Raw genomic sequence first — 22293 nt, forward strand, 5'->3', positions numbered from 1 at the left:
CATTTCATTTTATTTTTTGTATTTGCCAAATGCTTTTTCTTCATCCAGATGTACATCCTTAAAAAACATGATCAGCCATACAATAAATGCGATCACTCCCATATACTGCGATATAAAGTACGAAAGGATAGCGCCAATTCCCATAATGCCCGACCAGATTAAAAAGGCATTTCTCTGGTCCCTGCTCATCCAGTCCTGGTCATACAGTTCTCTTTGATATTTGGGAATCGTATTAAAGCCGCTGATCAATATCGCGGCCCTTCCCTTCAAAATCGTAAACAGCAAAGCCAAAAACAAAAACAGCAAACAAGAAATCCCCAAAGTAATAAATCCAACATTCATAAGAACACCCCTAACTTTGTATTTTATCTATACTAAACACAATGAATTTCAAGCCTTTTTAACGAATGAAATCTATGTAATATCACACAATCCCGGCAAACCCCCATAACTTTCTGCCCGCACTCTACGTAGAATTGCCAACAAATTGACGCAAGCCCGGGAGGGGAGGAGGGAATTCTGTAGGTAAGCGTTTGAGACGCAGAATCCATGCCTGAGATGTTGGGACGCAAAAGAGGAGTCAGCCGACGACTCTTTCGCGGCCTTACAGATCAGTGCATTAGTCGGAGTCTCAGAAAGCGTCGGAAGAATCCCCTCCTCCCCTCCCGGGCGCCCGCCAATCACCACAATTCCTACAACTCCCGCCAGTTCCCCAGCATTTTCCCTACATAAGCATCCCATTCCCGCTCCAGCGTCTTATCCATGGTAAAGGTGTGCATGGAGGTGCCGGTGATGCATTGCAGCGTTGTCCCGTCATAGTGGAAGTTCAGGTACAAGCCCTGAATGTCTTCGGCCCGGCAGGCGCCAATCTGGTGCTTCTCCAGGAAAGCGGCAAAGTTTTCCGGGGCCAGCGACAGGATAATCTTGAAGCTTAGCGGGGTGCGCCTGCCTCGTATGATGGCAAAGCAAAGCTCGCGCACCTCCTTCCAGTAGGAGTGCGAGCGCGTTGGGGCGTCATCGAAGAAATCCTTCTGAAGGAAGCCATCCAGGGTGAATTTATTGAATGTGGTGATCTCGCCTTCAATAAAGGAAAACTGGTCAAAGGTTTCCTTCAGGAGAAGGTGGGCCATACAGGTCTTTGCTGATAATGTAATAACGTCCATATGAAAACTCCTTTTCTAACTCTGATTAATAGTATAGCATAGGTTTGACTTTTATAGGGAAAAACAGTACAATATTCCTATATGTGCAAATAGGGAGAAGGCAGCAGCCGTGGGAGATAGAGACAAAAGAAAAGTAAAAGAAATTGAAGAGAAAGATGCGGTGCTGCGTATCGCGGTGACGGTAGCCGTCATCCTTTTGGTCATAGGAATCATTGTTGTCGTAGTAAAGGTCCTGAATCCAAAGGCAGATACGCAGAAAGGGCTCCAGAAGCTAAAGCAGATGGAACAGACGGATGTAGCGAAGGTAGATAAGAAGATCCAGAAACTGGAGGAAGCGGAGCGGCAGGCAGACGAGGAGTGGGCCAGCCGTCCGGCAAGCGAGAAGTTTGCCAATGCGCTCGTACTGGGGGATTCCGTCACGCAGGGGCTGTCTGAATTCGGAATCCTGGACGCGGCTTATGTGCAGGCTGACCGCGGAACCGGGGTAAGCGAGGCGGCGGATAATAAGATTGAGGAACATCTTGCCAAAGCAGAAGAATTAAAGCCCCAAGTGCTGTTCCTGGCATACGGGATGAATGATATCGAGGCGACCAGGGGAGATGCCAAGGCTTTTGCCAAAACATATAAGGCGGTGCTTGACCGGCTGAAGGAATCATTGCCAGATACGAGGATATACGTCAACAGCATACTTCCTGTGAAACAGTCAGTGATCGATGAGAACGAATGGTATGGCAACATCGGCGAGTATAATAAGGCGCTGGAGGCGCTGTGCGAAAAAGAGGATGTGACGTTCATTGACAACGGAAGCCTGGTAAAGGAAGAATACTATACGGAAGATGGAATCCATATGCAGCCGGATTACTATACGGAATGGGTGAACCATATGGCGGAGGTCGCAGGTTTGTGATGAAGAAGCGGAAGATAGATTTGCTTAACATATTAAAATATGGAATGGTCGTCGTATTTATCGTCTACATCGTATTTCTCCTGTCACGGGAGGGCGGTAATGAGGTGCCGGTAAAGACGATAAGCAAGAATATCCTGGCTGTTGCCAAGACAGAAGGGATGAAGAAGGGGACGACCCAGGATTTAAAGAAATATTATAGGCTGAATGCCAGCGATTATGACGGGGTCATGCTGTATATTCCGGATGATGTCATGAGCGTGAATGAGATTCTGGTGGTCAAGCTAAAGGACAAGTCCCAGGCCGAGGCCGTGGAAGAAGCCGCAAGAAAGCGTCTGGACACCCAGAAGACAAGTTTCGAGGGCTATGGAGCGAAGCAGACAAAACTAATTAATTCGGCGGTACTGGATAGCAGAGGCTATTATCTTTTAATGGCTGTTTCGGAGGATGCGGACAGCATCTATAGGGCTTTTAAGAAAAGTATGTAGAAGAAGGGTTAGGACGGCATGTTATTCAGTAGTATCGTTTTTTTATTTACATTTTTACCAGTGATATTAATCTTATATTATCTTGTACCAAGACGGCTGAAGAATGTGGTGCTTCTTCTTTGCAGTCTTGTTTTCTATGCCTGGGGAGAGCCAGTATATATATTCCTGATGATATTTTCCATTATATTCAACTATATCAGCGGACTTGACATTGCGAGGAATCTTAAGAACCAGCGCGCGGCCCGGGGAAGCCTGATCTTCAACCTGGTCGTGAACCTTGGAATTCTGGGATTCTTCAAATACGAAGGCTTTCTGCTGGACAGCCTGAACCGCGTGCTGCCGGTGGATATTCCGTACAGGGAGTTAGCGCTGCCCATCGGGATCTCTTTCTATACCTTCCAGATCCTTTCCTATATTATAGATGTATATCGCCAGAATGTGAAGGCGCAGAAGAATTTTATGGACTTTGCCCTGTATGTGACCATGTTCCCACAGCTGATCGCAGGCCCGATCGTAAGATACTCGGATATTGAGAGGCAGCTGCATTCCAGACAAGAGTCCTTTCGCAAATTCGGCGACGGCGCCATGTTCTTTATCCGGGGTCTGGCAAAGAAGGTACTGCTGGCGAATACCATTGGCATGGTATTTACAGAAGTCACTTCGCTGGAACCGGGGAAGATGTCCGTACTCAGCGCATGGCTTGGGTGCGCTGCGTATACCTTCCAGATATACTTCGACTTCAGCGGATATTCGGATATGGCAATCGGACTTGGCAAGATGTTCGGGTTCGAATTCCTAAAGAACTTTGATTATCCGTACATTTCCAAAAGCATTACGGAATTCTGGCGCAGATGGCACATTTCTCTGAGCACCTGGTTCAAGGAATATCTATACATACCTCTGGGGGGAAACCGGGTAAGCACGGCGAAGCATATCCGCAATCTGCTGGTTGTCTGGTTCCTCACAGGACTATGGCATGGGGCAGCCTGGAACTTTGTGGCGTGGGGACTGTATTATGGAATCCTGCTGATTATTGAGAAGTATTTTCTTGGGAGATTCCTTGAGAAACTGCCAGGAGTATTGCGCCATATCTACAGCCTGCTTCTGGTGATGATCGGCTGGGTATTCTTCTTCAGCCCCGGCCTTGGAAATGCATTCGGGTACCTGAAAGTAATGTTTGGGGCAGGCGCCCATGGCTTTATCGACAAGGAAGGCCTGTATCTATTCTTTACGAATGCAATTCTGTGGGTAGTCCTGGTTCTTGGCTCTACCCCTTTGGTGCACCGGACGTACGAAAGACTGCTTGAACGCAAAGGCCAAGTAAGAATGGCTGTAGGATGCATCCTATATGGCATGATGTTTTTGCTGTGTGTGGCATATCTGGTGACAGAGACTTACAACCCATTCCTGTATTTTAGATTTTAGGAGACGCAATGAAACAGACGAGACAGCGAAAGAAGGGAAAACTGTATAATAGGAAGGCCATGGCGATACTGTTCATCGGGTTTTTGATGTTATTCTGCCTGGTGAACGTGCTTGTCAGAGATAAGGAATTCTCCGAGAAGGAGAACCGCATGCTGGAGCAGAAGCCGAAACTATCCTGGACGGGAATCGAGAGCGGGAGATATATGAAGCAGTATGAATCCTATAAGTCGGACCAGTTTGCCGGAAGGAACTTCTGGGTGGCATTTAAGACGCGGGTGGATCTGATAGCCGGAAGACGGGAGTCTAACGGCGTGTTTAAGGGAGATAAGAAGTATCTTCTGGAAGATATCGCCAAGCCTAATCAGGAGCAGATGAAGCAGAATCTGAAGGCTATCCGGGAATTTGAAAAAGAGTATAAAGATATTCCCATGTATATGATGCTGGTTCCCAATGCCGCCAATATTCTTTCAGAGAGGCTGCCTAATTTTGCGGTAACGGAGAATCAGGAAGCTACATTTGATGCGATCAAAAAGACTTTGGGAGATAAGATCACCTGGGTGGATGCAGGCAAGGCTCTGAAAGCCCATAAGAAAGAAGAGATCTATTATCATACGGATCATCACTGGACCACGCTTGGGGCATACTATGCATATGAGGAATTGGCCAAAACGATGAAGCTGGATACCGGGAAAAGCCCGAAACTGAAAGCATATGCAGTGACCAATGCGTTTAACGGAACTCTGTCAGCCACCAGCGGATATGAGACAGGCTACGAGGAGCCTATCTATATCTATGTTCCTAAGAAAGAAAAAGAGGCGACGCAGGTGGTGGTCAGTTATGTAGACGAAAAGAAAAAGACCGCCACATTGTACGACCGATCGAAGTTGCAGGAAAAGGATAAGTACGCGTTATTCCTGGGTGGCAATTATTCCATGATAGATATCAGGACTACGGCGGATACCACGGACCGGCTGCTGGTGATCAAGGATTCTTATGCCAACTGCCTGATCCCATTCCTGACGCCTTATTACAGGGAGATAATCGTTCTGGATCCCCGCTACTATTACGGCGATATCAAGGAAGTCATGAAGGAAAATAAGATAACAAGCGTGCTGTTTCTGTATAATGGAAATACTTTTGTAGAAGATAACAGTATAAGTGGAGTATTGCAAAATGGTGAGACTGAATAAATATCTAAGCGACGCTGGCGTCTGTTCCAGAAGAGAGGCCGACCGGCTGATCGAGAGCGGCCAGGTGAGGGTGGATGGACAAAGGGCTGTTCCGGGCATGAAGGTTGCGGATGGCCAGGAAGTAAAAGTCGGAAAAAAAGTAATAAAAAGCAATACGGAAAAAATCGTCCTGGCGGTGAATAAGCCTGCCGGGATTGTTTGTACGGAAGATGTCCGGGAAAAGAAGAATATTATCCGGTATCTGAAGTATCCGGTCCGAGTCACTTATGCGGGACGGCTGGATAAAGATTCGGAGGGACTGCTGATCATGACCAATGACGGGGACCTGATCAACGGGATGATGCGCGCCCGGCATGGTCATGAGAAGGAATACAAGGTGACGGTGAACAAGCCGGTGACGGAAGATTTCATCAGCAAGTTGAAAGAAGGCGTCAGGATCGTAGATAAAGAGAAGCAGCTTGACGTGGTCACCCGGCCATGCAAGGCGGAAAAACTTGGAAAATATACCTTCTCGATAACGCTGACCCAGGGGCTGAACCGCCAGATAAGAAGGATGTGCGAGGCTCTCGGATACAAAGTGGAAAGACTGGTAAGAGTAAGGATTATGAATATAGAACTGGGCAGCCTGAAGCCAGGCGCCTATCGAAAATTGACAGAGCAGGAGTTAAAGGAATTATATGGACAAGTCAAAGAAAGCCAGAATGCAGGAATTAGTAGAACTTCTTAATAAGGCAGGACGCGCCTATTATCAGGATGCCGAAGAGATCATGAGCAATTATGAGTATGACCGGCTGTACGATGAACTTCTGAAGCTAGAAGAAGAACTTGGACTCACCCTGTCCAACAGCCCGACAGCGAATGTCGGCTACGAAGTATTAAGCGAGCTGCCAAAAGAGCGGCATGAAAGACCCATGCTGTCCCTGGATAAGACGAAGGACGTCGAAGAACTGAAAAGATTCGTGGGAGATCAGAAGGCGCTGATGTCCTGGAAGATGGATGGGCTGACCATCGTCCTGACTTACCGGGAGGGCAGACTTTTTAAAGCGGTTACCCGGGGAAATGGAGAGGTAGGCGAAGTAGTCACCAACAATGCCAGGGTATTTAAGAATATTCCTCTGCAGATTGCCTACCAGGGCCAATTAATCTTAAGAGGCGAGGCAGTCATCGGATATAAAGACTTTGAGAAGATCAATGAGGAAATCGAGGATGTGGATGCCAGGTACAAGAACCCAAGGAATCTTTGCAGCGGCTCCGTCCGGCAGCTCAATAACGAGATAACGGCAAAGCGTAATGTGAAGTTTTACGCTTTTTCTCTTGTGGAAGCAGAAGGGGTAGACTTTTATAATTCCAGAGCCAGGCAGATGAACTGGCTGATGGAGCAGGGATTTGAGGTGGTAGAGTTTCAGGAAGTAACCCAGGATACGGTGGAGGCTGAAGTTCTTAAATTTTCAGAAAAAATCGCCCAGAATGATTTCCCATCCGATGGACTTGTGCTAGTATATGATGATATAGCGTATGGGCAGTCACTGGGCAGGACATCCAAGTTTCCAAGGGATTCGTTCGCTTTTAAGTGGGCGGACGAGTTAAAGGAGACAAGGCTTTTGGAGATCGAATGGAGTCCGTCACGGACAGGGCTTATTAATCCCGTCGCTATATTTGAGCCTGTTGAATTAGAAGGAACCACCGTAAGCCGTGCCAGCGTCCACAATATCAGCATTATGGAAGAACTGGAACTAGGCGTAGGCGATACCATTGAAGTATATAAAGCAAATATGATCATTCCCCAGATTGCCAGGAACTTAACGAGAAGCGGAGTCAAGGATATTCCAAAGAACTGTCCGGTCTGCCAGGGGCAGACGGAAGTCCGGCAGGTCAGCAACGCCAAGGCATTATACTGCATCAATCCAGACTGCCAGGCAAAGCATGTCAAGTCCTTTGCCCTGTTCGTCAGCCGGGATGCGTTAAATATTGAAGGATTATCTGAAGCAACACTGGAAAAATTCATTTCAATGGGGTATATTAGAGAGTATGCGGATATTTTCCATCTGGACCGCTATCAGGAAGAGATTCAGACCATGGAAGGATTCGGCGAAAAGTCATACCAGAATCTGATAGACAGCATTGAGAAAGCCAGGACCACAACCCTTCCAAGGGTAATCTACGGCCTGGGAATCGCGAACATCGGGCTTGCCAATGCCAAGATGATATGCAAAGAATTCCAGTATGATCTGGAGGCAATGCTCAAGGCTACGGTAGAAGAGTTGAACGCCATATCCGGCATTGGGGAGGTAATCGCGACCGCGTTCGTGGATTATTTTTCCGACAATGTTCACAGAGAAAGACTGCGCAATCTTCTTGCGGAACTCATAATTCCAAAGGAGGAAGCAGACAGCGCTGCCCAGATATTTAATGGGGTCAACTTTGTAATTACAGGCAGCGTGGAGCATTTTGCGAACCGCAATGAAGTAAAGGAATTGATCGAAAGCCTGGGAGGCAAGGTGACAGGTTCGGTTACTTCCAAGACCAATTATCTGATTAACAATGATGTGACAAGCACATCGTCCAAGAATAAGAAAGCAAACGACCTTGGCATTCCGATCATATCGGAAGAGACCTTCCTTAAGATGGTGGAAGAAGGCCGGGACAAGTAGAAAGAAGGGAAGAAGATGTCTGATCAGGACAATAAGAACGAGAATGAAGTTGAGAAAGTAGAAGATACGCAGGTAGAAGTAGAAGATACGAAGAAGGATGACGATGAATATGAGAAGGTATGCTTCATATGCAGGCGTCCGGAGAGCGTTGCAGGCAAGATGATAGAGCTGCCAAATAATATCTGCGTGTGCAGCGACTGTATGCAGAAAAGTTTCGACGCCATGAGCAATGGGCAGATCGACTACAGCCAGCTGATGAATATGCCGGGGGTGCAGATACTGAATATGGCTGATATGGAGCAGAATATCCCCAAGCAGCAGAAAGTTAAGAAGAAAAAAGAAGGGGAGGAGAAAAAGCCTTTGATTAATATCAAGGACATCCCTGCTCCTCACAAGATCAAGGCAAAGCTGGATGACTATGTGGTGGGACAGGAATATGCCAAGAAGGCTATGTCCGTCGCGGTCTATAATCATTACAAGCGGGTTGCTACGGATACGATGGATGATATAGAAATTGAGAAGTCCAACATGCTGATGATCGGGCCTACCGGTTCCGGCAAGACCTATCTGGTCAAGACGCTGGCAAGGCTTCTGGATGTGCCTCTTGCTATTACGGATGCCACATCTCTAACGGAGGCGGGCTATATAGGAGATGATATCGAAAGCGTCGTATCCAAGCTCTTGGCGGCAGCTGAAAATGATGTAGAGAAAGCAGAACAGGGAATCATCTTTATCGATGAGATTGATAAGATTGCCAAGAAGAAGAACTCCAGCCAGCGGGATGTAAGCGGCGAGTCTGTACAGCAGGGAATGCTCAAACTGCTGGAAGGAAGCGATGTCGAAGTGCCGGTAGGCGCCAACAGCAAGAACGCTATGGTGCCGCTTACGACGGTGAATACGAAGAATATCCTGTTCATCTGCGGAGGAGCGTTTCCGGATCTGGAAGGTATTATCAAGGAACGTCTGACCAAACAGTCCTCCATTGGATTCGGAGCGGATCTTAAGGATAAATATGACCATGACAAGACGATACTTGAGAAAGTGACGACGGAGGACCTTCGCAATTTCGGAATGATTCCGGAGTTTTTGGGGCGTCTGCCAATCGTATTTACGCTTCAGGGCATGAATGAGGATATGCTGATCAAGATACTCAAAGAGCCTAAGAACGCAATTTTGAAGCAGTATCAGAAACTTCTGGCGCTGGATGAAGTGAATCTTCTTTTTGACGACGGCGCGCTGGAGGCGATTGCCAAAAAGGCAATGAAGAAAGACACCGGGGCGAGGGCGCTTCGGGCAATTATAGAAGAGTTCATGCTGGATATTATGTATGAGATACCGAAAGATGACAGCATTGGCCAGGTGACCATAACGAGAGAATACATAGAAGGGACGGGAGGGCCTCTTATCATGCTGAGGGGCCAGGACGTGGCAAGGATACAGTAATGAGTGATTATAGTTATCTATTGGATTTGGCAGTTATATTGCTGTGTACAAAATTATTGGGATTGGCAACAAGAAAGGTACAGATGCCGCAAGTCGTGGGGGCGCTTATGGCCGGACTTATCTTAGGCCCGGCCATGTGCGGCGTGTTGACGGAGACAAACTTTATCAAGGCAGTGGCGGAACTGGGAGTAATCGTCCTGATGTTTTGTGCCGGCCTGGAGACAGATATTAAGGAATTGAAGGCCAGTGGAAAGGCATCCTTTATCATTGCGCTCTGTGGCGTGCTGGTGCCGCTTGCCGGCGGATTTGCCCTGGCATATTTCTTCAACAAGCCGGGCATGATCGCATCGGATGCAGGTGGAAGCATCTTCCTCCAGAATATCTTTATTGGTATCGTGCTGACGGCTACTTCCGTAAGTATTACGGTTGAGACGCTGAAAGAATTAGGAAAGTTAAAGACGCGATCTGGAAATGCGATCCTTGGAGCGGCGATTATTGATGATATCCTTGGAATCATAGCGCTGACGATCGTTACAAGCCTGGCAGATTCCTCCGTGAAACTTTGGGTCGTGCTGCTGAAGATCGTGGGCTTCCTTGTCTTTTCCGCAGTTGTCGGCTTTATATTCTATAAGGTGTACAAGGAATGGACAGAGTCCGCGCCCAAAAATCTGCACAGGCATGTTATCATTGCTTTCGTATTCTGCCTTCTGATGGCATATACAGCGGAAGAATTCTTTGGCGTAGCGGACATTACCGGCGCGTTTTTGGCAGGCCTTATTATATCCAATACCCAGAGATCCGTATTCGTGGAGACAAAGTTTGATACGCTGTCCTATATGCTGCTTTCTCCCGTGTTTTTTGCCAGCATAGGACTGAAGGTAGTATTGCCCAAGATGTCGCTTACCATCGTCATATTCTCCCTGCTGCTGATCATCGTAGCGGTAATTACGAAGATCATTGGCTGCGGGCTGGGGGCTAAGGCGTGCGGGTACAAGCCTTACCAGTATAAGCGGATTGGCGTGGGAATGGTCTCCCGTGGAGAGGTGGCTCTGATCGTGGCAAGCAAAGGAGCCTCACTGGGACTGCTTGGGACGGCCTTCTTAGGACCGGTCATTATCATGGTGGTAGTTACAACGATTATTACGCCTATATTGCTGAAGATTGTATTCAAAAAAGGCCCGGATCTGCCTGTCCCGAAGGAACAGGAGGTATCCAGCTACTACGAAGACGCGGCCATCCTTCGCGGAGAAGCCAAATAATCTGACATATGGAATAGAATGCCTCATATACTTATTAAAAAGTATATGGGGTATTTTTATGGATGGAGAAACATGCCGGGATAAGATTCTGTCAGAGGATTACTGGGATTTTCTGATCCCAAATTTTCGGATGGATGACTTGGACCAGGTGCCGCCGGAACGGTCCTGCTACCAAGAGATGGACTTTGGCTATCGCGCGGTTTATATTGATAACAGCATACTGCCTCCGCTTACAATCCGGGAATACTGGTATAATTCTATCCCGAACTGCTATGCGCTTCTGGATATGGAGACTTTGAACATAGCAGGAATCAGTGCGGTTCAGAACTATCCGACGCTTCAGCTGATGGGGAGCAACGTGATGATTGGTTTTCTAGATACAGGTATTGACTATAGGAACCCGGTATTTACAAATATTGACGGATCAACAAGGATCGCAGGGATATGGGATCAGACGATCCAGGATGGTACGCCTCCGGAAGGACTTGATTATGGGAGCGAATACACGGAGGATAGGATCAATGAGGCTCTCCGCTCCGAGAATCCGCTGGATATTGTGCCCAGCATGGATATGAATGGACATGGGACCTTTCTTGCAAGCGTGGCAGCTGGAAGCGCGGACGTTCCAAACCGCTTTCTTGGAGCTGCGCCCGAATCCACGATTGCCGTTGTAAAATTAAAGCCTGCAAAGAGTTACTTGAAGGATTTTTATGCCATACGCAGCGATGCGGTCTGCTTTCAGGAGAACGATATTATGCTGGGACTGAAGTACTTGAACGATCTGGCGCGGGAAAGGAATCTGCCTCTTGTCATGTGCATTGCCCTTGGAACCAACTTCGGAGGGCATAATGGGACGTCTCTGCTGTCTGGCATGCTGGATGCCTATTCCTATATATTAAACCGCAGCGTAGTAATTGGCACTGGAAATGAGGCGGCCAAGCGGCATCATTTTTACCATATGCTGGATGGAATTAACGAAGAGACTAGCGCGGAGATTCGCGTAGGAGATGGCGTGGAAGGCTTTGTTACCGAATTATGGACGATGCTTCCCAATGTGGTGACGATTTCCATCACTTCGCCCTCCGGGGAACGGACAAGGCAGATATCCATAAGGCAGGGAGACCGGTATAATCTGAGATTTGCCTTTGAGAAGACGGAGGTATCGGTCGAGTACCGTCTTCTTTTGGAAAATAACGATTCCCAGCTGATATTTCTGCGGTTTCAGAATCCTGTGCCAGGCATCTGGCAGATCAATGTGGAGCCTGTTCAGATTGCAGAGGGAGATTTTCATATCTGGCTTCCAATTCAGGAGTTCCTGTCCGGCGAAGTCTATTTTCTGGAATCCAATCCCGACACGACGCTTACGGAACCAGGAACCAGCAGATCAGCAATGACGGTGGCCTATTATAATGGGCGGGAGAATGGAGTTGATATTAATTCAGGGAGAGGTTATACTAGAGATGGATTAGTCAAACCTGATTTCGCAGCGCCTGGGGTGATGGTTACAGGTGCGGGATTAAACGGACGATTCGTTACCAAAAGCGGTTCAAGCATATCTGCCGGGATCACGGCAGGAGCGGTGGCGCTTCTGATGGAATGGCTGCTGAATGAGCCGGGAGCGCGCGGCGTGAACTCCAGCCAGATAAGAAGCATCATTCTGCTGGGCGTAAACCAGAGGCCGTCAATGGAATATCCGAACAAGGAATGGGGATATGGAACACTGGATCTGTATCGTGCTCTAGATACGCTGCGGAGAATATAAATGATAATATCAAAGGATAAAAGGAGAAGAAAAGATGGCAGATTTTTTTGAAGAATTAGGGAAACGAATCTCAGATGTGGCAAGCGATCTGGGAAAGAAGACGGAAGATACCATTGAGATCCAGAAGATCAAAGGAGACATCCGCTCTTTGAAGCGTGCGAATGACAGGGATCTCATGGATCTGGGACGCATGGTATATGACAAGTTCCAAAAAGGAGAGATTCCGGATACCGATTATATCGAACTCTGCGGCAACATTGAGAAGCGCGAGGAAGAGATTGAGAAACAGGAAGAAGAGATTGTAAGAATCAAAGAGGATATATAGATGCTATCATTAATAGTTGCCGGCACATTTACAATACTGCTGGGCCTGGATGTGCTGCTTAAGCAGCACGTAGAAGAAACTATCAGGCCCGGGGAAGAAAAAGAACTGCCGGGAGGAAAAGTGGTCATACGCAAGGTGTATAACAAGGGATTCCTGCTGAATTCCCTGGAAAGCCATCCTGCGCTGATTAAGACGGTATCCATCCTGGCGGGGGCAGGCGTGCTTGCATGCGGCGCGTGGACATTTGCCAGAAAAGGACATTTCACTGAGAAACTGGGCATGGCTATTCTGGGGGCAGGCGCTTCCAGTAATATATTTGATCGGCTATCAAGAGGGAAGGTCATTGATTATATCGGAATCAGGAGTAAAAATCAGTTTCTTGCAAGGCTGACGGCCAATCTGGGGGATTTCTATATCCTTCTGGGGGCAGTCTTGCTGGCGCTGAAAAATGGAAGGAAATAGGGCGTACGTACATATGAGACAGGGAAAGATATTCTGGTCGATATTAAAAAGAACCCATGCTGATAAGATCGTAACGGGATTTGGAATGTATTTTTTGATAAGCGCGCTTGTCATTATGCTGGCGGAGCTGGGGATCCATCGGTATGGAGAGTCTATCTGGTACTGCTTTTCCGTAATTACGACGATTGGATTCGGGGATTTTACGGCAGTGACTGTCATTGGAAGGACTGCCTCAATCATACTGGGCCTGTATGGGGTCATCGTGCTTGCGATCATACCAGGGATTGTCGCCACTTATTACATGGAAGTGGTGAATTTCAAAAATGGGGACAGCGGGGAAGCTTTTATGTACAAATTGGAACATCTGGATGAATTGTCCAAGGATGAATTAAAAGAGATATCCGAGAAGGTGAAGAGCCGTAAGTTTAAATTATAAGAGGCAATGGCGGCATTGCCTCTTTTCTTTATAATCTGCTATAGGCAGAAGAATTCTTTTACCTGGCCCAGTATAATTCCCATAAGCCTGGTTCTGGACTCGACGCTGGCCCAGCCCACGTGAGGAGTGATGAAAAGTTTTCTGCTGTCTGTAATGCGAAGCAGAGGATTGTCCGGACTCATTGGCTCCGTACAAAGTACATCTAAGCCTGCGGCGGCAATCTCGCCTTGCTCCAGGGCGGCAGCAAGATCCTGCTCGACAACGATGGGACCTCTGCCAAGGTTCAGAAAGATGCAGGTTTTCTTCATCTTCTGAAATGCCCGGGCATCAATCAAATTTTCCGTATGCGCATTGAGCGGCGCGTGTACGGAGATAATATCGGAAGAGGCAAGCAAAGTATCGAGGTCTACCTGATGGTAGCCATCCTGTGGGGCGCTGCCGGAGGGAGAGGCGTAGATGACATTTAGCCCAAAGGCCTCCGCAATAGAGGCTACCCGCCTGCCGATATTGCCAAGCCCGATGATCCCAAAGGTCTTGCCATGCAACTCATAAAACCGTTCTTCAAAGTGCGTAAAGATCGTATCATTGGTATAGCGGCCTTCTTTTACATAATCATCATAGTACCGAAGTTTCTCAAGCAGGAAGAGCAGCATTGCAAAGGTGTGCTGCGCGACGGATTCCGTTGAATATCCGGCAACATTCCTCCATGCAATATTGCGGCTTTTTAAATAGTCCTTATCCAGATTATTGGTTCCTGTGGCAGTCACGCAGACCAGCTTCAGGTTTCGGGCCTTCCCAATAGTAGATTTATTTACCTGTATCTTATTTACAATTATTACATCGGCATCTTCGACCCGCCCAGGGACTTCCTCGGAAGTAGTGAAAGGATACTTCACCACCTCGCCTAGCTGGTCGTAGCCGGACAAGTCGATGTCTTCGCCAATGGTCTTTACATCCAGGAACACGATTTTCATAAAACAAGCCTCCCTTACATATTCATTTATCAGTATATTGGAAAATTATATCACAGGAAACTGATTAGGAAAATAGAATACTTAGAATCGGGTATGAAAAAAGCGGGTGATGGGAATCGAACCCACGTATCCAGCTTGGAAGGCTGGTGTTCTACCATTGAACTACACCCGCATATCGGGGTGACAGGATTCGAACCTGCGACCTCCTGGTCCCAAACCAGGCGCTCTAGCCAAGCTGAGCCACACCCCGTAGTAACTTATCTGATTGTGAACGTTTCACGCTGTGAACGAAATAAATAATACCATTTTTGGAAACAAATATCAAGAGTTAATTGCAAAGAATGTTAAAAAAATGCCAGCCATGAAGTATCCCATGGCTGGCATTCCCTCTTATTCTCCTCCCGGGCCGTCTTTCCTAGGCCGCTCGGATTCTGGCAGCGGTTCCACTGCCTTTGTAGGATTCAGACGTTCGTCATTGGATTCCTTATCCTTCTGCTTGTCTGAAATCGTTGGAATAGGTGCTTCAACTATCTCTATCATGCGTAATCCTCCTTGCCTATTCTGCCTCTCCCTCTGCCACGATATCTTCCAGAACGTGAATTAAGTCGTGGATGGATTCCAGCCTTACATCCCGTTCCAGGATACAGTTTTTAAGATTAATAGACAGTGATTCGAATTTGTCCCGGATTGCCGGGGATACATAGGATGCCATATAATCACCTCGCTATAGTATGTGCAGAAAGCGGCCGGTTTATTAATTTTGAATTTGGCAGGGGCCCTAAGTTGAAGTGAAGGATACCCGTGTGACGGGTTATCCTTCAGGAAAGAATTTCAGATAATTATACAAGATGTCCAGGAATTCGCTGTTAGTAGGTTTATCGCTGAGCGGATATCCAGTGATATCTATTAGGAATCTGCGATTGCCGTGATACCAGCAATAGGAAATGACAGTTCGCAGGCAATGTTCAACATTATCCACGGTAGTGCTGAACTTTTTGGCAATATCTGGATACAAGAACTTGCAGATCGATCTAAGATATTCATCATTTTCCAAGCACAGCAGCAAGGCGTACTGCAAGTACCGGAAACCTTGATAGGTCGAGCGGATTCCCAGATTCAGCAGAAGTTTTCTTATGTACTTTTCCATACTTTTTCTCCTTTCCTCCAATAGTCGGCATATAGATTTTATATGGAAAAGTCCGGGAATTGGGAGAAATGACAAAAGTATATTGAACTCGTCGAGATTCGACCGGCTTGGAAATAGGAAATAAAAAAATGGAGTATACGGGACTTGAACCCGTGACCTCCACACTGCCAGTGTGGCGCGCTCCCAACTGCGCTAATACCCCATACCGAGATTATAGCATGGAAACTGGCAGATGAAAAGCAGTAATTTTACTATTTCCGTTCTGAATCATCAATCATCTTCTGAAGATTGATACGCATTGCGTCTTTATCCTCTGTGGAGAGGCGAAGAGTGTCTTCCTCTTTCAACTCTTTTAATGTTCTGTCTGCCTCCTGGACAAATGCTGTTTTAATAATTTTTTTAATATCATCCATAGAATGCACCTCCTATTACTATCATAAACCAGATAGAGCACTGTTGGGAAAGGAAATATATGGAATATAAGTATTTTTAATATTTGGGCACTACAATTTAAGGAGTTCTTAAAAATGTAATAGAAAATCAGGAGAACAGTATGGTTTCCATGGCGAATATGCATCCTAATCTCATTGCGCGTTCTTGAATTTAAGAATTCCTTAAGTTGATACTGCCATACCATTATTGTATAATAACTACTATACCATGAGATGAATAATTGTATATTTATGATAGATAATCTAGTTTGAACATGAGAGGATGAGCACATAGATGGCACAAAGGAAGAGGACAAGACAGTCCAGAAGGAGGCAGCAGGTTCGCCGCCAGCTGCTGATCGTGCTGGTTTTAATTGTGGCGGTCGTCTGCGCGGCAGTCAGCTGCCATATACAGGAGGCAAGGCACAAGGCAGAGGCAAAAGCAGCTGTCACGACAGGTCAGCAGAAATCTGCGAAGGGGAAGAAGGAGAAAGCCAAGGTAAAGGTAGAGACGCCAAAGCAGAAACTCAAGAGGGTGGAACTTACAGCGAAGCAAAAAGGCTATCCCGACAGCGTAGTCGGACTGCTGGGAAAAAATAAAGAGACCGTGGATTTCGTGGAGGACTATGAGGCGAAGAAGGATGTTCCGGCGGCCGATAATATCGGGGAGAGTTACGTGGAGGGACAGATCCCGCAATTGCTGCAATGGGACGAGCGCTGGGGCTATGCTTCCTACGGCACCAGTATCGTGGCGGTGAGCGGATGCGGGCCAACCTGCATGGCTATGGTAGCGGCAGGGCTTAATAAGGATCCGTCCATAACCCCGGCAAAAGTAGCGGCATATGGAACAGAGAATCATTATGTAGACGAGGATAATAACACGTATTGGGCGTTTATGCGAGAGGCAGGGAGCAACTGGAACCTGTCCTCCTATGAGGGCGTTCTTACGGAAGAACAGGTAGGCGCAGAACTGGCGGCAGGACATCCGATTATCTGCAGCGTAGGACCTGGAGATTTTACCCAGAATGGACATTTTATCGTATTGACCGGATATGAGAATGGCGTTGTCAAGGTAAATGATCCCTTCAGCCAGAAAAACAGCGAGGCAACCTGGGTGTTTAAAGACATCGCGGACCAGATCAAAGCGATGTGGGTATACTCTTTGAAGCAATAGATGGAAGGCAGATACTGCCTTCCTTTTCTTTGCCTGAAAATGATTTTGCCTGTATTGATCTGTCGGAATATATTTCCGGTAAATATCACGACACTGTGACAATTGTTGAATTGAAGTCCAGCGTCAATATGGATATAATAGAGTCAATAATAAGCAGCAGAGGTGTATTATGCGGAAAATACTGATCGTCGAGGATGACAGGGAACTTAATCAGGGAATATCTTATGCCCTCGGGCAGGGCGGCTACCTGGCAATTCCTGCCTATTCTATCCAAGAAGCACAAGAACTCTATACAAAGGAAGGGGCGGATCTTGTGCTCCTTGATGTGAATCTGCCGGATGGGGAAGGATTCGAATTCTGCCGTTTTCTGAGAGGGAAATCGGAGACTCCTGTAATGTTTCTTACGGCAAGAGACTTGGAGGAGGATGTTCTGAAAGGGTACGAGCTGGGAGCGGATGATTATATTACAAAGCCTTTTTCCATACATGTCCTGCGAAAGAAGATCGATGTGATCCTGAGAAGGCTGGAAAATCATCCAAGGAAGTCATATGATGATGGATTCCTGCGGATTGACTTTGACAAGGCGCAGGTGAGCGCGGGCGATAGGATATGCAGCATTACTCCTACGGAATTCAGGATGCTGCGGCTGTTCATCGACCATGCAGGCCAGCTGATGACCTATTCGGTACTGCTGGAAGCATTGTGGGATATGGGCGCCCAGTTTGTGGATAAGCATGCCCTGGCCGTGAACGTCAATCGGCTCAGGGGCAAGATTGAAGACGAAGAACACAGATATATATCAAATATTTATGGGATGGGTTATCAATGGCTGGATTAGCGGTGATTATCATATGCCTGACGCTGGCGCTCATATGGATGTGGAAGCGGATGGAGAAGATGAAGCAAGAGATCTATACATTTACGGACAGGCTGGAAGAGTGTCTGGACGCAATGGCTTCCGGCGAGGAGATTAAGAATCCGGGGAATTGCGAGGACTCCCTGTGGGATAAGGTCTATGAGAGGCTGCGGAGGATTGAGAATATCTGGAGCAGGCGGGAGGAAGAAAGCGTGGCAGGGAAAAAGCAGATCGAGGAGCTGATCTCCGATATTTCCCACCAGACCAAGACGCCGATAGCCAATATAAAGATCTATCTGGAACTATTGGATAACGAGGAAGAAAATACTGAGAAACAAAGGGAATACCTGGAAAAAATAGAAGGGCAGACGGAAAAACTGGATTTCCTGCTAAAAAGCATGGTGAAGATGTCCCGGCTGGAGACGGGAATCATCGAGATCCATAAGAAGCCCTGCAGCATCCATGAAACTTTGGGACGCGCTGTGGCAGCCATTGTCCCGAAGGCCGAGAAAAAGAAGATTGGCATCTATGTGGAATGCCCGGAGAATCTGATGCTATGCCATGACAGCAAATGGACGGAAGAGGCGATCTTCAATATTCTGGATAATGCGGTGAAGTATACGAAGGAAGACTGCCCGCCTAAGAGTAGAAATATTCAGATCGGCGTAACTGTCCAAGAGTTTTTTACGAAGATCTCTTTCAAGGATTCTGGCAAAGGGATTGCCATGGACCGGCAGGCGGAGATATTCAGGCGATTCTACAGAGAGCCGGAAATACATGACCAGGAGGGAATCGGGGTAGGCCTGTATCTGGCCAGGAAGATCATTACCATGCAGGATGGATATATTGATGTGCAGTCAGAGCCGGGGAAGGGGTCCTGCTTTCGCATTTTCCTCCCCAATAACAGCAAGGAGTCATACGAATAGAATCACAGTATTGTGAAAATCCTGGATTGTGAGCAGTTTGTGATATTTGCCAGATATGCTTGAAGTATCAAAGAAAGGAGAATCAGCAGATGGAATCATGGATTGTACAGACACAGGCATTGAGAAAATATTACAAGTTGGGGAACAATACGGTGAAGGCTCTGGACGGCGTGGACTTTAAGGTAAGAGAAGGAGAGTTTGTAGCCATAGTAGGAAAGTCCGGCAGCGGAAAAAGCACGCTTCTTCATATGGTCGGCGGGTTGGATAACCCTACGGATGGCGAAGTATACGTAGATGGAAGGAAACTGTCCAAGATGAATAAGGAGCAGCTGGCGGTATTCCGAAGAAGAAAGGTGGGATTCGTGTTCCAGAGTTACAATCTGGTGCAGGATTTGAACGTATATGAGAATATCGTACTGCCCATAGAACTGGACGGAGGGCATATTAATGAAGAGTTTATCAATAACATTCTGAATCTGCTGAAACTTATGGAGAAAAGAGAGGCACTTCCTTGCACCCTCTCTGGAGGGCAGCAGCAGAGAGTTGCCATAGCAAGGGCGTTGGCCAGCAAGCCAGCGATCGTTCTGGCGGATGAGCCTACCGGGAATCTGGATACGGCCACCAGCCATGACGTTCTTGGCCTTCTCCGGGTGGTGGCAAAGCAGTACCGGCAGACTATCATACTGATTACCCACGATCAGGATATCGCCCAGCTGGCAGACCGGATTGTCCGCATTGAGGACGGGCGGATCGTGAAGGGAAGTGGCGCGGATGATTAAGAATAATAATACACGGATCATCAGCCGGATGGCGAAGCGCAATCTTGTAAGCGGCAGGCGGAAGAATCTGATTATGATATTCGCGATCCTGCTGTCCACCTTCCTGCTGTTCACCATTCTAACGGTAGGGAGCACATACTTTAAGATGCAGCGTATCCAGGATGTCCGTATGAATGGCGGAGATATGGATGCCTATATTTATGGGGGATTTACCGAGAAGCAAAAGAGCGTATGCGAGGAGAATCCGGATATAGCCCTGGTAGGACAAGAAGCGATTGCCGGATGGGGAGTAAAGACTGATCAGGATGATACGCTGCATACGGTATTCGTATGGGCGGATGAAGTGATGTGGGATAAGTTACAGGAACCGGCGCGTGAATGGGTAAAAGGCACATATCCCAAGAAAGACAATGAAGTCATGGCAACGAAGGAGGCATTGGAAGATTGCGGGCTGGAGGGCCTGGATGTAGGAGACTCCTTTACCATAACCTATGGAGACGGGACGGGGGAGCATACGAAAGAATTTACCATAACCGGCATGTGGGGCGGATTCGGCACTAAAAAGGTATTCAATGTGTCACGATCCTTTTTTGACCAGTCTGGCTTTCAACTCACAGACTATGGAAGGGGCTTCCTTTACCTGAAGTATGCATCTTCCATCATTCCGCAAAAGACGCAGGATGTGCTGGAGAAAAGCCTGGAACTGGGTGAGAAGCAGCGCCTGATCTATATGTCAGATTCGGCAAGTTCCGTGAAGATTATGGCAGGCATGGCAGACCTGATCCTGATAACGTGCATCAGCGCCTACCTTCTGATTTATAATATTCTTTACCTGTCTGTTTCCGGAAATACCAGATACTATGGCCTGCTTCAGACGGTAGGGATGACAGGACGCCAGGTATACGCGCTGATGAAAAAGCGGATGCTGTATATAGGGGCAGTGGGAATGACCCTGGGTATCCTGCTGGGAAGCGCCGCGTCATTCCTGGTGATACCTTGGGTGGTAAAGACCCTTGGCATCCATGAGGAAGATATTGCCGTGGCATTCCACCCTGCCATATTCCTTCTATGCCTGATCCTCATCAGCCTGACCATATGGCTGGGGGGCAGGAAGCCAGCGAAGATAGCCACGTCAGTCTCTCCTGTGGAAGCGCTGAACTACCGCCCAAATAAGACAAGCAAGGAATCGCATAAGACTGGGAAAGGCAATCTAATATGGCGTATGGCAAGAGAGCAGTTTCAGAAAGACAAGAAAAAGTCGACCATCGTCATACTGTCCCTTGCAGCCAGCCTGTCCGTGTTCCTGTGCCTGATTGCTTTGATTGCGAGTCAGGGGCCGCGTACTATGGTGTCCAGCTTTATGGATAATGATCTGACCATATTGGACGATACGGTGAGAAAAGAAGACCAGGGGGAATGGAAGGGTCTTTTGGACAATGAATTCCTATCCGAAATCCAGAGCAACCCATCCGTTAAGGACGTCCATCCGCAGATGACGGAAAGGATCGTGGTTCCCTGGGAACCGGAATTCTCAGAAGTATATATGGAGAAAATGTATGAATACTGGATGGAGCAGGATTACGAGGAGATTAAGGAAGAGTATCAGCAGCATCCGGAGAAGTTTTACTCTTATATGACGGCGATCGATGAGACAGAGTTCGACTATTTGAATGGCATGCTGGATGACCCGGTAGATAAGGAAGAATTTATGGCAGGGAAATCTTGTATCCTGTATCAGGATGATCTGGATATTGACAAGGAGATGCTGAAAGGAAAGAGTATTGTTTTTTCCAGGTATAGCCAGAGGGATACGCCCCAGGAACTGAAGATCGCAGGCATGACTCAGGAGCGTTACTACGCTGGAATGATCGGCATAACGCCGAATATTATCGTGAGCGACGCTTATATGAAGGAGACGGTGGAACATCCCTATGTGTTCAGGGTGGGGATTGACTATCAGGAAGAATACGATGAGACGGTGGAAAATGAGATGAAAGAAATGATGAAGTCCAGTCCTTACTCCAAAGATTTTTCCTATGATTCCAAACTGGAGGCTATGAAAGAAGTAAAAGAGGCTCAGGGAAATATGCTGGGCGTAGGCATTGGCATCATAGTGGTTCTTGAGCTGATCGGCATTATGAATTATATTAACACCGTATCAGGGAATATACAGAGCCGCCAGATAGAATTTGCGATTATGGAGAGTGTAGGAATGACGGACCGGCAGGTTAAGAGGATGCTGGTAAGAGAAGGCATCCTCTTTGCGGCAGCGTCGCTGCTTCTGACGGCGACGGCGGGCATGGCAGTCACTTATATGGTCTACCAGTCCATGAATTATATCGGCGTTCCATTCGCAGTGCCGGTCCTTCCGGTAATGGCTATGATTCTGTTCATATTTGCCGTATGCGTAACAGTGCCTTTGGCTTCCTACCATATGCTGGCTGGAAGAAGAACCATTGTCGAAAGAGTAAGAGACATATAAAATGGCTGCCTGTATT

At 47.3% G+C, this 22293-nt stretch carries 24 protein-coding genes and 3 tRNA genes; 17 read left to right on the forward strand and 10 right to left on the reverse strand.

The genetic code is table 11. From position 1 onward, the window contains the following. Positions 1-9: 9 nt before the first annotated feature. Both K0036_RS04315 and K0036_RS04320 read right to left on the reverse strand, forming a co-directional pair. Positions 10-342 (reverse strand): DUF3784 domain-containing protein, encoded by a 333-nt coding sequence (locus tag K0036_RS04315; RefSeq protein WP_220430828.1) that lies wholly within the window; start codon positions 340-342, stop codon positions 10-12. Positions 343-692: 350 nt separating this feature from the next. After that, complete coding sequence (locus tag K0036_RS04320) at positions 693-1163, reverse strand: DUF5721 family protein (RefSeq protein ID WP_220430829.1); 471 nt, start codon at positions 1161-1163, stop codon at positions 693-695. A 109-nt stretch (positions 1164-1272) separates the two neighbouring features. Here K0036_RS04320 and K0036_RS04325 point away from each other — a divergent pair, with 109 nt between their 5' ends. From K0036_RS04325 to K0036_RS04380, 12 genes are read left to right on the forward strand one after another with little or no spacing between them, the layout of a single operon-like run. Beyond that, positions 1273-2070, forward strand: a complete 798-nt coding sequence (locus K0036_RS04325) for a GDSL-type esterase/lipase family protein (protein ID WP_025644994.1) — start codon at positions 1273-1275, stop codon at positions 2068-2070. Then, entirely contained in the window at positions 2070-2555 is a 486-nt protein-coding gene (locus K0036_RS04330; RefSeq protein WP_173693795.1) for a DUF4358 domain-containing protein, read from the forward strand. The genes K0036_RS04325 and K0036_RS04330 overlap by 1 nt, the downstream gene beginning before the upstream one ends. Positions 2556-2573: 18 nt before the next feature. Then, complete coding sequence (locus K0036_RS04335; RefSeq protein ID WP_220430830.1) at positions 2574-3980, forward strand: MBOAT family O-acyltransferase; 1407 nt, start codon at positions 2574-2576, stop codon at positions 3978-3980. A gap of 8 nt (positions 3981-3988) precedes the next feature. Continuing rightward, complete coding sequence (locus K0036_RS04340) at positions 3989-5170, forward strand: DHHW family protein (protein ID WP_220430831.1); 1182 nt, start codon at positions 3989-3991, stop codon at positions 5168-5170. Beyond that, entirely contained in the window at positions 5154-5897 is a 744-nt protein-coding gene (locus K0036_RS04345) for a pseudouridine synthase (protein WP_220430832.1), read from the forward strand. Before K0036_RS04340 ends, K0036_RS04345 begins: the two co-directional genes overlap by 17 nt. After that, the gene (gene ligA, locus K0036_RS04350; RefSeq protein WP_244095198.1) at positions 5848-7821 is read left to right on the forward strand and encodes an NAD-dependent DNA ligase LigA; all 1974 of its coding nucleotides are present in this window, start codon (positions 5848-5850) and stop codon (positions 7819-7821) included. The genes K0036_RS04345 and ligA overlap by 50 nt, the downstream gene beginning before the upstream one ends. 15 nt (positions 7822-7836) lie before the next feature. Further along, complete coding sequence (gene clpX, locus K0036_RS04355) at positions 7837-9264, forward strand: ATP-dependent Clp protease ATP-binding subunit ClpX (RefSeq protein ID WP_025644983.1); 1428 nt, start codon at positions 7837-7839, stop codon at positions 9262-9264. Then, positions 9264-10523 carry a cation:proton antiporter gene (locus K0036_RS04360; protein ID WP_220430833.1) on the forward strand — a complete coding sequence of 420 codons (1260 nt, stop codon included), beginning with the start codon at positions 9264-9266 and terminating at the stop codon, positions 10521-10523. Before clpX ends, K0036_RS04360 begins: the two co-directional genes overlap by 1 nt. 58 nt (positions 10524-10581) lie before the next feature. Continuing rightward, positions 10582-12285, forward strand: a complete 1704-nt coding sequence (locus tag K0036_RS04365) for a S8 family peptidase (protein WP_025644979.1) — start codon at positions 10582-10584, stop codon at positions 12283-12285. 34 nt (positions 12286-12319) lie between these two features. Further along, positions 12320-12610, forward strand: a complete 291-nt coding sequence (locus tag K0036_RS04370) for a hypothetical protein (RefSeq protein ID WP_025644977.1) — start codon at positions 12320-12322, stop codon at positions 12608-12610. After that, positions 12611-13072: a signal peptidase II gene (locus tag K0036_RS04375; protein ID WP_173693728.1), complete on the forward strand. Its 462-nt coding sequence runs from the start codon at positions 12611-12613 to the stop codon at positions 13070-13072. Positions 13073-13085: 13 nt separating this feature from the next. Then, positions 13086-13508 (forward strand): potassium channel family protein, encoded by a 423-nt coding sequence (locus tag K0036_RS04380; protein ID WP_220430834.1) that lies wholly within the window; start codon positions 13086-13088, stop codon positions 13506-13508. A gap of 38 nt (positions 13509-13546) precedes the next feature. Here K0036_RS04380 and K0036_RS04385 read toward each other — a convergent pair whose 3' ends face one another. From K0036_RS04385 to K0036_RS04420, 8 genes are all read right to left on the reverse strand, one after another. Further along, positions 13547-14482, reverse strand: coding sequence for a D-2-hydroxyacid dehydrogenase (locus K0036_RS04385; RefSeq protein ID WP_025644973.1), 936 nt, complete (start codon positions 14480-14482; stop codon positions 13547-13549). Between the two features lie 101 nt (positions 14483-14583). Beyond that, positions 14584-14654, reverse strand: a tRNA-Gly gene (locus tag K0036_RS04390). A gap of 3 nt (positions 14655-14657) precedes the next feature. Continuing rightward, positions 14658-14732 (reverse strand) — tRNA-Pro (locus tag K0036_RS04395). Positions 14733-14872: 140 nt separating this feature from the next. After that, a complete protein-coding gene (locus K0036_RS04400; RefSeq protein WP_173693729.1) occupies positions 14873-15022 on the reverse strand; it encodes a hypothetical protein in 150 nt (49 codons plus the stop codon). 16 nt (positions 15023-15038) lie between these two features. Then, positions 15039-15194 (reverse strand): hypothetical protein, encoded by a 156-nt coding sequence (locus K0036_RS04405; protein ID WP_004608390.1) that lies wholly within the window; start codon positions 15192-15194, stop codon positions 15039-15041. Positions 15195-15293: 99 nt separating this feature from the next. Further along, the gene (locus K0036_RS04410; RefSeq protein ID WP_025644971.1) at positions 15294-15629 is read right to left on the reverse strand and encodes a sporulation initiation factor Spo0A C-terminal domain-containing protein; all 336 of its coding nucleotides are present in this window, start codon (positions 15627-15629) and stop codon (positions 15294-15296) included. 129 nt (positions 15630-15758) lie between these two features. Next, positions 15759-15831: transfer RNA gene (locus K0036_RS04415), tRNA-Ala, on the reverse strand. Positions 15832-15880: 49 nt separating this feature from the next. Continuing rightward, positions 15881-16042 (reverse strand): hypothetical protein, encoded by a 162-nt coding sequence (locus K0036_RS04420; RefSeq protein WP_173693730.1) that lies wholly within the window; start codon positions 16040-16042, stop codon positions 15881-15883. Between the two features lie 313 nt (positions 16043-16355). On the opposite strand from K0036_RS04420, the gene K0036_RS04425 reads away from it, so the two are divergent. The 5 genes from K0036_RS04425 (at position 16356) to K0036_RS04445 (ending at position 22277) form a co-directional block, all read left to right on the forward strand. After that, on the forward strand, positions 16356-17234 hold the full coding sequence (locus tag K0036_RS04425; protein WP_025644969.1) for a C39 family peptidase: 879 nt from the start codon (positions 16356-16358) through the stop codon (positions 17232-17234). A 169-nt stretch (positions 17235-17403) separates the two neighbouring features. Next, on the forward strand, positions 17404-18072 hold the full coding sequence (locus tag K0036_RS04430) for a response regulator transcription factor (protein WP_220430835.1): 669 nt from the start codon (positions 17404-17406) through the stop codon (positions 18070-18072). Further along, complete coding sequence (locus K0036_RS04435; RefSeq protein ID WP_220430836.1) at positions 18060-19016, forward strand: sensor histidine kinase; 957 nt, start codon at positions 18060-18062, stop codon at positions 19014-19016. Before K0036_RS04430 ends, K0036_RS04435 begins: the two co-directional genes overlap by 13 nt. An 89-nt stretch (positions 19017-19105) precedes the next feature. Then, positions 19106-19795: an ABC transporter ATP-binding protein gene (locus K0036_RS04440; protein ID WP_220430837.1), complete on the forward strand. Its 690-nt coding sequence runs from the start codon at positions 19106-19108 to the stop codon at positions 19793-19795. Beyond that, positions 19788-22277: an ABC transporter permease gene (locus K0036_RS04445; protein WP_220430838.1), complete on the forward strand. Its 2490-nt coding sequence runs from the start codon at positions 19788-19790 to the stop codon at positions 22275-22277. Before K0036_RS04440 ends, K0036_RS04445 begins: the two co-directional genes overlap by 8 nt. The last annotated feature ends 16 nt before the right edge of the window (positions 22278-22293 follow it).

Origin of the sequence: [Clostridium] scindens (genome assembly GCF_019597925.1) — a bacterium.
GTDB lineage: Bacteria > Bacillota > Clostridia > Lachnospirales > Lachnospiraceae > Clostridium_AP.

Bases quoted from the DNA above. Each gene is read 5' to 3' on its own strand.
- K0036_RS04320 (WP_220430829.1), bottom strand. From the start codon at position 1,163: ATGGACGTTATTACATTATCAGCAAAGACCTGTATGGCCCACCTTCTC.
- K0036_RS04340 (WP_220430831.1), top strand. From the start codon at position 3,989: ATGAAACAGACGAGACAGCGAAAGAAGGGAAAACTGTATAATAGGAAG.
- K0036_RS04420 (WP_173693730.1), bottom strand. From the start codon at position 16,042: ATGGATGATATTAAAAAAATTATTAAAACAGCATTTGTCCAGGAGGCA.
- K0036_RS04425 (WP_025644969.1), top strand. From the start codon at position 16,356: ATGGCACAAAGGAAGAGGACAAGACAGTCCAGAAGGAGGCAGCAGGTT.
- K0036_RS04370 (WP_025644977.1), top strand. From the start codon at position 12,320: ATGGCAGATTTTTTTGAAGAATTAGGGAAACGAATCTCAGATGTGGCA.
- K0036_RS04360 (WP_220430833.1), top strand. From the start codon at position 9,264: ATGAGTGATTATAGTTATCTATTGGATTTGGCAGTTATATTGCTGTGT.
- K0036_RS04430 (WP_220430835.1), top strand. From the start codon at position 17,404: ATGCGGAAAATACTGATCGTCGAGGATGACAGGGAACTTAATCAGGGA.
- K0036_RS04375 (WP_173693728.1), top strand. From the start codon at position 12,611: ATGCTATCATTAATAGTTGCCGGCACATTTACAATACTGCTGGGCCTG.
- K0036_RS04315 (WP_220430828.1), bottom strand. From the start codon at position 342: ATGAATGTTGGATTTATTACTTTGGGGATTTCTTGTTTGCTGTTTTTG.
- K0036_RS04330 (WP_173693795.1), top strand. From the start codon at position 2,070: ATGAAGAAGCGGAAGATAGATTTGCTTAACATATTAAAATATGGAATG.
- K0036_RS04410 (WP_025644971.1), bottom strand. From the start codon at position 15,629: ATGGAAAAGTACATAAGAAAACTTCTGCTGAATCTGGGAATCCGCTCG.
- K0036_RS04345 (WP_220430832.1), top strand. From the start codon at position 5,154: ATGGTGAGACTGAATAAATATCTAAGCGACGCTGGCGTCTGTTCCAGA.
- K0036_RS04435 (WP_220430836.1), top strand. From the start codon at position 18,060: ATGGCTGGATTAGCGGTGATTATCATATGCCTGACGCTGGCGCTCATA.
- K0036_RS04445 (WP_220430838.1), top strand. From the start codon at position 19,788: ATGATTAAGAATAATAATACACGGATCATCAGCCGGATGGCGAAGCGC.
- K0036_RS04440 (WP_220430837.1), top strand. From the start codon at position 19,106: ATGGAATCATGGATTGTACAGACACAGGCATTGAGAAAATATTACAAG.
- ligA (WP_244095198.1), top strand. From the start codon at position 5,848: ATGGACAAGTCAAAGAAAGCCAGAATGCAGGAATTAGTAGAACTTCTT.
- K0036_RS04405 (WP_004608390.1), bottom strand. From the start codon at position 15,194: ATGGCATCCTATGTATCCCCGGCAATCCGGGACAAATTCGAATCACTG.
- K0036_RS04400 (WP_173693729.1), bottom strand. From the start codon at position 15,022: ATGATAGAGATAGTTGAAGCACCTATTCCAACGATTTCAGACAAGCAG.
- K0036_RS04380 (WP_220430834.1), top strand. From the start codon at position 13,086: ATGAGACAGGGAAAGATATTCTGGTCGATATTAAAAAGAACCCATGCT.
- clpX (WP_025644983.1), top strand. From the start codon at position 7,837: ATGTCTGATCAGGACAATAAGAACGAGAATGAAGTTGAGAAAGTAGAA.
- K0036_RS04335 (WP_220430830.1), top strand. From the start codon at position 2,574: ATGTTATTCAGTAGTATCGTTTTTTTATTTACATTTTTACCAGTGATA.
- K0036_RS04365 (WP_025644979.1), top strand. From the start codon at position 10,582: ATGGATGGAGAAACATGCCGGGATAAGATTCTGTCAGAGGATTACTGG.
- K0036_RS04385 (WP_025644973.1), bottom strand. From the start codon at position 14,482: ATGAAAATCGTGTTCCTGGATGTAAAGACCATTGGCGAAGACATCGAC.